The organism is Domibacillus sp. (assembly GCF_031181085.1).
Taxonomy (GTDB): Bacteria; Bacillota; Bacilli; order Bacillales; family Domibacillaceae; genus Domibacillus.
Genome location: NZ_JAPSLE010000002.1, coordinates 354249 through 367453 on the forward strand (window position 1 = coordinate 354249; position 13205 = coordinate 367453).

The following is a 13205-nucleotide window of genomic DNA, read 5'->3' on the forward strand; positions in this document are numbered from 1 at the left end:
GATGTACTTAAAATATGTTCACAGAGTCGCAGATATGCTTGTTGATGCAGCGCACAAACAAACAAGCCAGGCGGATATTGCCGCTGAATGGATTGTCAAAAGTGTCCGGCGTGGAGGAATTGTTCACGTATTCGGCTGCGGGCATTCACATATGCTGGCAGAAGAGCTGTTTTACCGGGCTGGAGGACTCGCCTGCATTCAGCCCATTTTTTTAGAAGATGTCATGCTCCATAAAGGAGCCGTACGCTCTTCGACATTTGAACGCCAAAACGGCTATATCGCTTCGCTGGAGGATGAACTCGATATTCGTCCGGAAGATGTACTGATCGTCGTATCCACATCGGGCATTAACCCGGTTCCGATTGACATTTTGCTTCGCGGCCGAAAAGCAGGCGTGAAAACAATCGCTATTACTTCCTTAGAATATGCCCGAAGAGCCCAGACCCGGCACGAGGAAGGAACGACCCTGCGCGATGCCGCAGATCTTGTCATTGATAATGGTGCTCCTTATGGAGATGCGCTGTTAACAGACAAAAAAGCGCCAGCGCCGTTCGGGCCAGCGTCCACCTTGCTCAGTGCCGCCCTGTTAAATGGCATTATGGCTTCTGTGATCGCCAAAATGATTGAACGTGGATTGGAACCGCCGATTTTTTTAAGCGGCAATCTGCCGGATGCCGATGAACATAACCGCATGCTGGTTGAACAATATAAAGAACGGATTCCTCTGCTTCGTTAAAACGTTCTTCCCTGCGGAAGAGCGTTTTTTTAACGGTATTGTTCCCGTATTTGCAGGACGGCGAGCTCCTTCATTTTTGCTTCCACCATCACATCAATGGATGTATCCGGCAAATGCTCGATAAAATAGCGCCAGTCATCTTCCAAAATATAATTATGGTGAGCACGATCTGTTTTTCCATCCCGCCCGGAGCTGATATGCATTTTCGGCGGAATTTCTTTATGCTGCCACGTGTCGACGGCTCGCTGGATTACTTCGTCAATTTTTGCGTCTTCTTCATGGTTACATGCATGATGATGAATATCAAAACAAGCCGCTGCACCGGTTTCGCTGCACACATCAAGCACATCATGGATGGTAAAAATCTTATCATCATTTTCAATCCGCATCGTTTGTTTGATTACTTCCGGAAGCTGCTTAAATGTTCCGGCAAACCGTTCCTTTGCTGATTCTTTATCCCCATATGCACCGCCGACATGCAAAATCATATCGCGTCCGCCGGTAAGATCTAAGAGTTCCTGATGGTGAATCAAGTCTAAAATCGACTTTTGCACCACTTCCTCGTTAGGAGAATTGATCAACGTATACTGGCCTGGATGAACAGACAAACGAACATCGTATTCAGCTGCCAGTTCCTTGATTTCATCTGTAATTTTTAAAACATCTTCATCTTTCCACCACTCCCATGTCACTACCGGATGGGTGGCAAGCGGTATGAGGTTGCTGCTCATCCGGTAAAAATAAATCCGGTTGGCCACATTCCATTTTATAATTTCCAATGTTTCGTTTAAGTTATGAAGCGCCAGTTCTTTTATTTTGGCCATCCCTTCTGTTTCAGCTGTTTTCAGCCGGCACGTTTTAAATTTGGATGGCATCGACATATTGATACAAGCATATCCGATTCGCATAGATAAACTCCTTTTTGGTTTCGTTTCTTTTCTTTATCTTTTCCCTAACCACCCGGGGATGAACCGCTTCACTATACATGAATTCACGCTTTTCCTACAAGAAAGAATCGGCTATACCAGAAGCAAAGATAACTTAAAAGTATAGGTAATAGATTTTAGCCAATTTCATCGTTCTGAAATACCCCCAATAGATGCTGTTGTATCAACGTTTTTAAGCGATAACCGAAACAACCGTTTCGTTCATTTGATTTATTTTCAATTGCTTGGTCACCTGTGTCCACCCAGGTCACTATGGAAATGGCTGTGATTCTGAATCCTGTTTTTTCATTTTAATTTATCGTAATCCTATAATAAAAAAGCGTCATTTTCTTCAAATAAAACAGCCCCTTTAAGCCAATAAAGCTTAAAGGGGCTGTTTTTTATCTGCACAATTCTCTGCTGGCCAGAGAGTAATTTTTCGAATTTCTCACTAGGCATCAGTTTTCCGAAAAGATAACCCTGTGCAAACCGGCAATTATATTTTAAGAAGTATATTCTTCTGCTGTTCTTCTACAATCACCTGGAGGCCCGGACTCCTGCCTATTCCAATAACAGCTTTTAACAAATCTTGATCAGCCGGACCACTCAGATTATCAATAAACGATTTGTCTATCTTGACCCTATCAATCGGTAAAGTCTTTATGACGCTCAGTGAAGAATAGCGTGTACCAAAATCATCAATGGATGTTCGGACACCCAGCAGTATGCGTCTAATCCTCATCATTGTGTGGAATGTCCGTTTCTGTCCGTGTGCACCCAGAGCCAGAATCACTTGAAGCTGGCCTGCTGGTCGTGGAAACCAGTGCAGCCAGCATGAACAGGGCTGTCCAAACCCATAAAAAAAGACAAAGCGGTCCCAGAACCACTTTGTCTACAGTCTGTGACCAGTTAAAACAGGCCTTTTTTAATTTTTTTCAAAAAAAATCAAATCATTTCATACAATAGTAAAAAGCATTATAGATGGAATTGGAAAGTTAGTCTCAGAATAATTTAAGATAAAGAGGTTGAATAAGTGGATAGAATAGAAATTTTTAAAGAAAATTATCATAAAGAGCTGGAATTGAGAGAATACCTGCAAAACCGTTTCTCCACAAACGTTACAATTGTGACCTTATTATTAGCTGCTTTGCTATACTGCATTAAAAATGCCGGCTCCATTGAATACACTAAATATTTTTACTCTGATTTCTTTTGGGTTTTTTACATCTCCCTAATCTTTGCAGTAGCTACTTCTATTTATATAATTGTGATTTTGTTAATACACTTACTTGGAGCACCTTATAAAAGAATACCTTCTTCTCAGGTATTAAATTCTTACTATCAAGATTTAGTAAAGTACTACGAAGATTATCCCGAAGCTGAAGGAAATCCTGATAGTGAGTTCGAAAAATCTATGACTGAATATTATATTGAGATAGGCACATATAATACGGAGGTCAACGAGAAAAGAACGAAAAATATGGGCAACGCACATATTGGAATAATTGTTTTAGCAGTTACTATTTTAATTTCTTTGATGTTCTATGTCCCCACCTTTCTTGAAAAGGATGCAAATGTTCAAAAGTTTGAAATTGTTGATCCGAATGCACCTGAAAATCCAGCGACACCTAAAGAAAAAGATATAAAGGAGAATGTTAATGATCCAAAATAACTCTAGAAAAACCGGCCCGCAAAACAGTAAAAAAACCCCTCCCCCGCCTAGAAAACCAGATCCTTCGATTTTTAAAGAGAATTCTGTTAAACCTGGCCATATTAACAGTAAGAAAAAATAACTTTTATTTGTAAAGCCCCAAAGCCGACATTGCAGACAGCTTTGGGGCTTTTTCAAAAGTATTTTGACAGAGCCCTACAATTTATTGTAGGGTTTTCTCATAGGCATGACCGTTTAGTACATGAAAGGAGATATCCTTATGTCGAGTTATATTGTTTTAGATAAGAAAAATCCAAACGACAAGTCGGAACTTCCCCGCATAAAGATAACCGTTGAATTAGGATATGATGAGCGTGGTAAACGGATCCGGCGCAAAAAGACTGTTGCACTGAAAACTCTTTCGGATCGTGCTATTAAAAAAGCAATCACCGAATTTGAAATTGAAGTAGCAACCAGCGGCCCGATTGATACAAATAACCTTAAATACCGGGAAGCAGTTACATTGTGGCTCGAGAACCATGTATCACACCTTTCCTTCCAATCGCAAAAGACGTATGAGCAGAACATTCAGCCTGCTGTTGAGTTTTTTGGAGATATTAAACTGAAGGACTTGAAGAAATTCCACATTGTCGAGTTCATGAATCATTTAACAGTTTTAGATGAGAAATCTGCAGATTACAAAATGAAGATGAACCGCTTGATGCTACAGAAGATGGTTGAATGGGATTTGATGCCTGAAAACGTTGCGGCAACCGTTAAAAAGAAAAAGCAGGAAAAGAAAGAAATGCTCTTCTATAGTGAGCAGGAAGTAAAGCAGCTTTTTGAACTGCTTGAAGAAGCGATGCCGAAACACCGGCTGGTTATTAAGATGGCTGTTCTTTCCGGAATGCGTCTTGGAGAGATTCTAGGCTTAACGATGGAGAATGTAAACTTCTCGGATAATACGATCACAGTTAAGCATACGTTGGTTCACGATACGAAAAAAGGCATCTATTACCTGGGCGCCCCTAAGAATAAAAAGAAACGTGTAATCCCGATGCCAGCTGACTACATGGCAGAGCTGCGCGGATATATTAAAGAAGTGAAAAAGAACCGGATGGCATATGGATCCGAGTGGCGAGGAATTGAAGGGATGGATTTAATCTTCTGCCGGCCGGATGGATACCCGCATCTTCCGCAGTCATTCTTAAAGTATTTTCACACCTTTACAGAGAACCACGGCATGAAGCGAATTCGATTCCATGATCTTCGCCATACGCATGCTTCCCTTTTATTATCGAAAGGTGTTAATATTAAGGTCATTCAAGAACGGATGGGTCACAGCACGATTACATTGACCATCGACACATATTCGCATTTAACGAAGGAAAACGAGCAAGAAGCTGTAACGAAATTAACGAGCATCTTTTAAAGTTTTTACTTTGTTAGTGCAAAAATTTATTCGTAATCTATTTTAGAATAAATGGATCAGAATAAAGAGGAAAATAATGAAAACAAAATTACTTACAGCACTTTTTTCTCTCTACTTTGGCGGGCTGTACCTTTAATGATGCAACAAACGATATTTATCTCATACCAGAAGGCTATGAAGGATATGTTTATGCATTCTATAACGTAAAGAACACTCCCGAAGTTAAAAAAGAAGGCGATTATGATGTTTATAACATAAATAAGGATGGATACTTCGTCACCTCTACCCCGGATATGGATTACGGGACAGTAACAGATAAATACTATTATGTAGATACAAATGGACAAAGAACCAAAATTGACGAAGAGTGTATTAGAGGAATAGGAACTGGCGGCTATGAAAGTGATTCGGATAGCTCCAATAAAATTGACATCAAGTACACTGGAGTTGAAGTTAAAAAAGCGGATGCAGCCAAGAATTTGCGGAATCCAGTAATGGGATGGGTGGTACCGAAGATTTAGATTCAGTTCTTTCAGAAGTAACACAGAAACACTATGGAGTAGATTGACCAACATCAACCCTAAACGGAGACAAAGTTTTTATACTTCGGTCCCCTTTTGGTCACCTAAAACAAAAAAAACGCTAAAAAATGACAGAAACCCTTTATGCATAAGGGTTTCTATTTTTATGTCCAGATAATTATAAATTATATGGACTTTACATAATTATTTTACGGTAAAGAACTGAAACATGAATCTGCCGGCGATTTTAGCCTCACATGAAGCGTTTATGCAGCTGCTCCAATCAAAAGAGCATATACTTGATGAAGAGCTCAACTTGTCTCTTGCCTACTGTACAGATGAAGAATTTTTAGAGTATTTTTTGCGATTGGCCTTTTAAAAGAAAACTGGACCGTCATGCGCGAGCTGTCTTCACAGGAAAGGAAGCGCGCTATATTATCGACCGTTTTGCAAAAATGAGTGAAACAACGAAAAATGCAGAAGCGATTGAAGCCCGCAGCCAGAGGGTGATTTGTTGGTGGATGTGATAGAAAAAGGCGGAAAAGAACGGACTCTTACGATTATGAGAGAAACCGAGTCTCTTCTTTTTCAATATCGAAGTGTATGCGGCGAAACAACAGAAATTTGCTTGAACCGGATGTTCCGCTTGCTTTCGTGAAGTATATGGAAGTTAATCAATATTTTTCCATTACTAATCTTTATTTAGAACGAATTCAAGAAGATTGCATGCATCATCACCTCCAAAATATCTGTTTTTAGGCATGCTTGAGATTCACTTTCTCGTGCATCGAGAAACCGTTAGATGAACAGCAGTCCGTCTCGATGCAAATAAAAACAGCACTCATTTTGAGTGCTGTTTTTCCTTATAATGGATCATTCCTTGGGCGCTGACTCTGAGATCGATAGCAAGCAGTTCATAAACTGGATGATCATTCTCAACTCCGGCCCGTTCGAGCTGTTCGCGGACTTTTTGCATGAGTACCGTTTCGATCTCTTCGACTGTGCTGTTTTTTTCCAAAACCTGCATATACACATTAAGCCAGTCCAAAACCATGCTTGCAGCTTGCTTCGGCTGATCGCTTATTCCATAATGACTAAAGAAAAGTCGTTCTGGGTGAAAGGCCATCATTTTATCGATAGACTGCTTCATCAAATGCGGGTCAAATTGATTCGGTGAGGTAGTCGGCATAAAAAGCTCGGTTTCTTTGTTTTTTAGCTGGGCATATTGAATACCTGCTGTGTCGCCGGTAAACATACCAGCCGATTTTTCATCCCAAATCGAAAAGTGATGGTTCGCATGCCCTGGAGTATGAAGAAACCGCAGAATGCGTCCGCCAAGATCCAGCTCGCCCCCGTCTTCCATTTCAATGATTCGTTCTTTTGGCACCGGCACAATCGGATCGAATAATTCATCGAACGCTTCTCCATATACCATTTTTGCACTGGCAATCAACCGGCTCGGGTCTGCCAGGTGGCGGGCGCCTTTCGGATGCACGACCAATTTTGCATTTGGGCAGGATTCCAAAAACAAGCCGGCGCCGCCCGCATGATCAAGATGAATATGCGTGACAATCACATAATCAATTTCTTTAGGCTGTATATGAAGTTCCTTCAATCCATCGAGTAAAAATGGAACAGATGGGCTGGCACTTGTTTCAATAATCGCTTTTTTCGACTCGTGAAACACATAGCAGCCCGTTCGCTCTTCAAACCCGGAATCGTGTAAATCAATTAACGATAAGTCAAATCCTAATGAAACCGTCGTCATTTTTTTGCCTCCTTTTGAAACGAAACGAACTGCCCAAGGGAGCAGTTCGTTTCATCCATACAGTATAGGAATTATTTTGAAACGGGAACTTCCGTTACCCATCCAAACTCGTCTTTGATCTTACCTTTTTGAATGCCTGTAATTGTATCGTAAATACGTTTTGACAACTCACCTGTCTGGGCGTCGTTCAGCACCATTTTTTCTTCCTCCCATAAAAATTCACCAATTGGAGAAATAACCGCAGCAGTGCCTGTTCCAAAGGCTTCTTCCAATTTACCGTCACGGTAAGCCTGTGCAACTTCCTCGATTGAAATGCGGCGTTCTGAAACCGGTACATTCCAGTGTTTTAAAAGCTGAATGACTGAGTCACGTGTGACCCCGTGCAAAATGCTGCCGTTTAGCGCAGGTGTCACCACTTCCCCGTCAATTTTAAAGAATACATTCATGCTGCCCACTTCTTCGATGTATTTTTTCTCTACACCGTCAAGCCAGAGCACTTGTGAGTATTCTTTTCCGGCTGCTGCTTCCTGTGCTTTTAAGCTGGATGCATAGTTTCCGCCTGTTTTCGCTTCACCTGTTCCGCCTTTTACCGCGCGGACAAACTCATTTTCCACGAGAATCTTAACCGGCGCAATTCCTTCTTTGTAATACGAACCGACCGGCGACATGATAATCATGAAAATATAGTTTTTCGATGGAGCAACACCCAAAAACGGTTCTGTAGCCACAATAAATGGACGGACGTATAAAGATGTGCCTTCCGCTGTCGGAATCCATTCCTGGTCTACCTCAATCAGCTTTTTTAACCCGTCAATCACAAAGTCACCATCAATTTGCGGAATGCAAAGACGCTCATTGGAGCGATTTAAACGTTCCATATTTTTCTCCGGGCGGAATAAAAAGACTTTTCCTTCTTCTGTTAAGTAAGCTTTCAATCCTTCGAATACCGTTTGTCCATAGTGGAACACCATAGCCGACGGATCAAGGGTAATCGGCTGGTATGGAACGATGCGCGCATCATGCCATCCTCTGCCTTCCGTGTAATCCATCATAAACATATGATCAGTAAAAATACGGCCGAACCCAAGGTTGGATTGATCCGGTTTTTCTCTTTTTGTGTCAGCTAATTGGACGGTTAATTCTTGTGTCATCTTCAAGGACTCCTCATGTGTAAAAATTCGTCAGCACAGGGGCTGATGTATGTACTTCTTCTATCATACAATTTTTTAGAATATTTTCACACTATAAAATCAAATTTTTTCAATGTGCTCCGCTTTCAACTATAATAGATTAAGAAAGAAAAGGTGAACTGATGTGCCTTTGGGCATCACGGCCGGCTCATCAGGGGCTTGAAAGAAAAATGGAGCTGGTTAAATGAACATAAACGAACTAAAAGCTTTGTTTGGAGAAAGAACTCCGGATATACTAGGCGGCGAAAATCTAGTCAAGTTTTCAGTCCTGCTGCCGCTTATTCAAAAAAACGGCGAATTGCATGTGCTTTTTGAAGTCCGTTCCCTTTTAATGCGGCGACAGCCAGGTGAAATTTGCTTTCCGGGCGGCAAAATCGATCAAAGTGACGAGAGCCCCGCTCATGCGGCCATTCGTGAAACGAAGGAAGAGCTGGGAATACCGGTGGAACATATTGAGATCCTCTTTCCTCTTGATTACATGCTTTCGCCGTTTGGGACAATCATTTACAGTTATGCCGGCCTCATTGACATATCTCATATGCAGCTGAACGAAGCAGAGGTAGGTGAAATATTTACCGTACCGCTTTCCTTTTTACTGCAAACGGAGCCGGAGCTTCACTACGTGGCGCTTAGGCCGGAGCCGGAAGAAAATTTCCCCTATCATTTAATCGCACAGGGAGAGAACTATGCCTGGCAGACGAAGAGAATGGAAGAATATTTTTATCTTTACGAAGACCGGATTATATGGGGGCTGACCGCACGAATTTTAAAGCATTTCCTTGATATCCTGCGTTCTCATCCACATATGCTTGACAAATAGTTAGAATATACGATAATAAAAACAAATATATCAAAATGATGGGATTAGTATACAGACAGCTGCCGGATTAGAGAGGGAGTTCATTGGCTGAAAAGCTCCTGCGGAAAAGCACTGTAGAACCTGCCCTAGCCAACATTGCTTATGAAAACATAAGCCGGTCTTTCCCCGTTACGGATGCAGAGTGGGCGCAGTTTTGCGTCAAAAAAGGTGGTACCACGGAAAGCATACCCGTCCTTTATGGACGATTCGGTATGCTTTTTTTATGGAAAAGGATGAGATAATCAATGAAAAAGCAACGTATTGTCGTAAAAATTGGCAGCAGTTCTTTAACAGATGACAGCGGCAACATTATGGAAGAAAAAATCGCAGATCACACATCTGCGATTGCGGAGATGAAGCAAGCAGGACACGAAGTCATTGTTGTATCCTCTGGTGCTGTAGCAGCCGGCTTTCGGGCGCTTGGCTACCCGGCGCGGCCGAAAGTAATGGCCGCACGCCAGGCCTCGGCGGCTGTCGGACAAAGCTTATTGATTCAGCGGTATATTGCCCACTTGTCGCCAAAAGGTATTACAACCGCCCAGATGCTGCTTACAAAAGGCGATTTTTATTCAAAAGGACGGTTTCAAAATTTCTACACGTCGATGAGTGAACTGTTAAGCCGCGGGGCTGTGCCGATCATCAACGAAAACGATTCTATTTCGATTGAGGAGTTAACGTACGGAGACAATGATATGCTTTCGGCACTTGTCAGCGGCTTCCTGCAGGCGGACGGACTGGTCATTTTAACGGATATTGATGGCTTATATGACAGCAATCCGAAAACAAATCCAAACGCAAAGCGGTTTAACTTTGTTCCGTCTATTACGGAAGAAATGCTTCAGGCAGCGGGCGGAAGCGGCTCGTCTGTTGGAACCGGCGGCATGAAATCAAAATTGCTGGCTGCAGACAAAGCCCAGTCTCTTGGCGTTTCTGTTTTTATTGGCAACGGAATTGGCGAACGAAAGCTGCTTGATATTATTGAAGGAAAAGGGGCCGGCACCTATATCGGCTCACCGATGCAGCCGCATATGCAGCGAAAAAAACAGTGGCTCGCTCTTCATGCAAAGCCATCCGGAACGGTTACGGTAGATGCAGGAGCCGAAAAAGCAGTGTTAAAAGGAGGCAAAAGTCTTCTTCCTGTCGGCATCCTGGCTGTAGAAGGCTTGTTTGACGCATTGGATGTTGTAGATATACGCAGCCAAAGCGGTGAATTACTCGGCCGCGGCCAGGTCTTTTACTCATCGGTTGATTTAGAAAAAGTAAAAGGCCTGCCCGGTCCTGAAGCAAAAGCTTATTCTATCAACGAACGGGCTGAAGTGATCCACCGCGATAACTGGGTAACATTAAAAAACGAGAGCTAGGAGTGGAAAACATGAGTGAGCTATTACAAAAAGCAGCACGGTTGAAAGAAGCATCTTTTGATATGGCAATGAAATCAACAGCCGAGAAAGACGAGGCACTTCTGCTGATTGCAGATGCTTTAATTGAACAGACACCTTACATTTTAGCGGCAAATGAGCAGGATATGGCTGCTGGACGTGAAGCCGGCTTTACCGATTCTCTGCTTGACCGGCTTCAACTGACGGAAGAACGTTTAACTGCTATTGCTGAAGCGGTGCGCCAGCTGACAAAGCTAAACGACCCAATTGGTGAAACGGTCGAATCGTGGACGACTGAGCATGGCCTTGAGATTGAAACGATCCGAGTGCCGCTCGGCGTGGTCGGCATGGTATATGAAGCACGTCCAAATGTAACAGTTGATGCAGCTACTCTCTGTTTAAAAGCAGGCAATGCCGTTCTGCTCCGCGGCAGCACTTCTGCGCTCGAATCCAATAAAGCGCTCGTTTCGGTGATGAAAAAAGCGCTCGAGCAGTCTGCTCTTTCCGCAGATGCGATTCAGCTTTTAGAGGATACAAGCCGCTCCACTGCAGCTCAAATGTTTAAGCTGAATGAATATTTAGATGTGTTAATCCCGCGGGGCGGCGCCGGCCTCATTCAATCAGTGATTGAACAGGCAACTGTTCCAGTTCTGGAGACAGGGGTTGGAAACTGCCACATTTTTATTGATGAGTCAGCTCAGAAAAACATGGCTGTCGATATCGCATTAAATGCGAAAACACACCGCCCTTCTGTTTGTAACGCAGCAGAAAGCCTGCTTGTTCATCGAAACTGGCCTTATCAGCGCGAGTTGTTTGCGGCTCTTCAGGAAGCCGGCGTAGAAGTACGGGGCGATGATAACCTGACCCATTCCTATGAGCATATTAAAAAAGCATCCGAAGAAGACTGGGGCCAGGAATACTTGGCTATGACGCTGTCTGCAAAGCTTGTTGACAGTACAAAAGAAGCGGTGGCTCATATTAACCGTTACGGCACAAAGCATTCAGAGGCAATTGTGACGGATAATGAAGAAAGTGCGGAGTTATTTTTCCGTGGAATTGATGCAGCAGTTTTATACCGAAATGCCTCTACCCGGTTTACGGATGGAGAACAATTCGGTTATGGGGCAGAAATTGGCATCAGTACCCAAAAACTGCACGCACGTGGTCCTATGGGGCTGACGGCCATTACAACCGTAAAATCCCTTGTTCGCGGATCCGGGCAAATACGTCAATAAAAAAAGCGGCGAGAGATTTCTCTCGCCGCTTCAGGCGTTTTCAACCAGCCTGCTTTCTTATTTTGTTTATACTCTCAAACGTCAGGGAAAAACCCTGCCGCTTTTCACATAAACGCTTTGTCAATATAGTTACTTTGTTTTAAAATCAATCCATCTTCTACAAGCGCTTCCCATATTACGCAATCAAGCGCGTAAGGCGCTTCTGCCTGAAGCTCCTTCAGCATTTGTTTTGTTACCGTAAAAGAGTGCGAGAAGCCGTCTATAATAAACAAACCGGAAACGTAATCCTCCTGTTTGTCCCAATTGAATAAAAGAAGCGTGTCATAATCCCAGTCTGCCAGCTGTTTTTCCATGCAGTTGATCACGTGGAAAAAGAAGCTTTCCTGATCCATTACTTTAGCCAAATACCCGCGAAGCATTCCAGATGTATTCATATCTCCCATCCCCCTATAGTCCTTGCTGTCTTATAATTTTTTCTTCCCTTTGCCCGTTCCTTTTAAACGAGAAAAGCGCATCATGTTTTGATGCGCTTTTCACTTTATTTTACCTCATTAATAACAAGCTGTTCACCGTTTTCTTCATAAACAAATGTCACACTTTGGCCAGGTTCCATTGATTCAAATTTTTTCATCGTTTCACTTTCAGCTTCTACTTGGTAAGCATTTGGTACGCCGTCTACTTCAATTTCTACTGTATGCGGATCGGCTACACCGTTAAATGTCCCCGTTGCTTCTTTTCCCTGCACCGTTCCGGTCACTTCTTCCGTCGCATTTTCTGTAGCCGTTTCAGCTTGTTCTTTCGCGTCACTTGCGCCCTGTTCAATGGCTGCGCCGGCATCAGCTGCTTTTTCTTTTACCGTATCGGCAGCTTTGCTGGCTTCATCCTGCACACCCTGTGTAGCTTGATCCGCTTCCTCAACGGCTTTTTCGGTTGACTGGGCTGCATTATCAGCTGCCGTTTTGGCATCGCTGGCCGCTTCATCTGCTGCTTGCTCTGCGTCTGTTGCTGTTTCTGTTGTTGTTTCTGTTTCTTGCTGCTCGGTCTGCTGCTCAGTTTGCTCTGTTTCTTCCTGAGGCGCCGTTGTTGTTTCCTCAGCTGTATTTTCGTTTTCCTCTGGTGATGCATTCTCAGAATCAGCTGAACAGCCGGCAAGAAGTCCTCCAGCCAGTAAAGCGGCTCCTAGGAAACCTGTTGCTTTCTTCATTATGTAGCTCCTCCTCATATGTTGTTACCTCACACTATACTTGTTTTTTGTTTTGAAGAAAAGTAATACGATAATAATAGAGGAGAAATGGATGATTTTTACTATTCCGATGGTCCTGCCAGTCAAGGCGGATTCGTCCGGTAACCTTTTTTTAATGGTACAAAAATGGAGTTCATCTGTCTTTGAAGGTTGAACGGATGCAGCTTTCTTTGGTTTTTCCTATTTCGGTTCATGCTGTTGCGTTCAGTTTGTTCAATCAAGACAATGCCTCTTCTTTTGCCCATTCAAGCACCTCTTTCAATTT

At 43.0% G+C, this 13205-nt stretch carries 15 protein-coding genes; 8 read left to right on the forward strand and 7 right to left on the reverse strand.

Annotated features, from left to right (window positions below):
- Position 1 precedes the first annotated feature (1 nt).
- Entirely contained in the window at positions 2-736 is a 735-nt protein-coding gene (locus RIN81_RS05520; protein WP_375164504.1) for an SIS domain-containing protein, read from the forward strand.
- Positions 737-765: 29 nt separating this feature from the next.
- Here the strand turns inward: RIN81_RS05520 and uvsE are convergent, their stop codons facing one another.
- Positions 766-1644: a UV DNA damage repair endonuclease UvsE gene (gene uvsE, locus RIN81_RS05525; RefSeq protein ID WP_309088141.1), complete on the reverse strand. Its 879-nt coding sequence runs from the start codon at positions 1642-1644 to the stop codon at positions 766-768.
- Positions 1645-2158: 514 nt separating this feature from the next.
- The gene (locus RIN81_RS15775) at positions 2159-2407 is read right to left on the reverse strand and encodes an EAL domain-containing protein (protein WP_375164505.1); all 249 of its coding nucleotides are present in this window, start codon (positions 2405-2407) and stop codon (positions 2159-2161) included.
- A 288-nt stretch (positions 2408-2695) separates the two neighbouring features.
- Between RIN81_RS15775 and RIN81_RS05530 the strand changes: the two genes are divergently transcribed.
- The 4 genes from RIN81_RS05530 to RIN81_RS05545 all read left to right on the forward strand — a co-directional run bounded on the left by RIN81_RS05530 (position 2696) and on the right by RIN81_RS05545 (position 5924).
- Positions 2696-3334, forward strand: coding sequence for a hypothetical protein (locus tag RIN81_RS05530; RefSeq protein ID WP_309088142.1), 639 nt, complete (start codon positions 2696-2698; stop codon positions 3332-3334).
- Between the two features lie 259 nt (positions 3335-3593).
- A complete protein-coding gene (locus RIN81_RS05535) occupies positions 3594-4745 on the forward strand; it encodes a tyrosine-type recombinase/integrase (protein WP_309088144.1) in 1152 nt (383 codons plus the stop codon).
- Positions 4746-4861: 116 nt separating this feature from the next.
- Positions 4862-5266: a DUF6843 domain-containing protein gene (locus tag RIN81_RS05540; protein ID WP_309088146.1), complete on the forward strand. Its 405-nt coding sequence runs from the start codon at positions 4862-4864 to the stop codon at positions 5264-5266.
- Positions 5267-5780: 514 nt separating this feature from the next.
- Complete coding sequence (locus RIN81_RS05545) at positions 5781-5924, forward strand: hypothetical protein (protein WP_309088148.1); 144 nt, start codon at positions 5781-5783, stop codon at positions 5922-5924.
- A 183-nt stretch (positions 5925-6107) separates the two neighbouring features.
- On the opposite strand, the gene RIN81_RS05550 is transcribed toward RIN81_RS05545, so the two are convergent.
- Positions 6108-7034: an MBL fold metallo-hydrolase gene (locus RIN81_RS05550; RefSeq protein ID WP_309088150.1), complete on the reverse strand. Its 927-nt coding sequence runs from the start codon at positions 7032-7034 to the stop codon at positions 6108-6110.
- A gap of 71 nt (positions 7035-7105) precedes the next feature.
- Complete coding sequence (locus RIN81_RS05555) at positions 7106-8185, reverse strand: branched-chain amino acid aminotransferase (RefSeq protein ID WP_309088152.1); 1080 nt, start codon at positions 8183-8185, stop codon at positions 7106-7108.
- Positions 8186-8408: 223 nt separating this feature from the next.
- Here RIN81_RS05555 and RIN81_RS05560 point away from each other — a divergent pair, with 223 nt between their 5' ends.
- The 3 genes from RIN81_RS05560 (at position 8409) to RIN81_RS05570 (ending at position 11697) form a co-directional block, all read left to right on the forward strand.
- Positions 8409-9044, forward strand: a complete 636-nt coding sequence (locus tag RIN81_RS05560; protein ID WP_309088154.1) for an NUDIX hydrolase — start codon at positions 8409-8411, stop codon at positions 9042-9044.
- 284 nt (positions 9045-9328) lie between these two features.
- Positions 9329-10444 (forward strand): glutamate 5-kinase, encoded by a 1116-nt coding sequence (proB, locus tag RIN81_RS05565; RefSeq protein ID WP_309088156.1) that lies wholly within the window; start codon positions 9329-9331, stop codon positions 10442-10444.
- An 11-nt stretch (positions 10445-10455) separates the two neighbouring features.
- Positions 10456-11697: a glutamate-5-semialdehyde dehydrogenase gene (locus tag RIN81_RS05570; protein WP_309088158.1), complete on the forward strand. Its 1242-nt coding sequence runs from the start codon at positions 10456-10458 to the stop codon at positions 11695-11697.
- 104 nt (positions 11698-11801) lie between these two features.
- On the opposite strand, the gene RIN81_RS05575 is transcribed toward RIN81_RS05570, so the two are convergent.
- From RIN81_RS05575 to RIN81_RS05585, 3 genes are all read right to left on the reverse strand, one after another.
- The gene (locus RIN81_RS05575) at positions 11802-12131 is read right to left on the reverse strand and encodes a hypothetical protein (protein ID WP_309088160.1); all 330 of its coding nucleotides are present in this window, start codon (positions 12129-12131) and stop codon (positions 11802-11804) included.
- 104 nt (positions 12132-12235) lie between these two features.
- Positions 12236-12901 (reverse strand): hypothetical protein, encoded by a 666-nt coding sequence (locus RIN81_RS05580; protein ID WP_309088165.1) that lies wholly within the window; start codon positions 12899-12901, stop codon positions 12236-12238.
- 122 nt (positions 12902-13023) lie between these two features.
- Positions 13024-13185, reverse strand: a complete 162-nt coding sequence (locus RIN81_RS05585; protein ID WP_309088167.1) for a hypothetical protein — start codon at positions 13183-13185, stop codon at positions 13024-13026.
- Positions 13186-13205 lie beyond the last annotated feature (20 nt).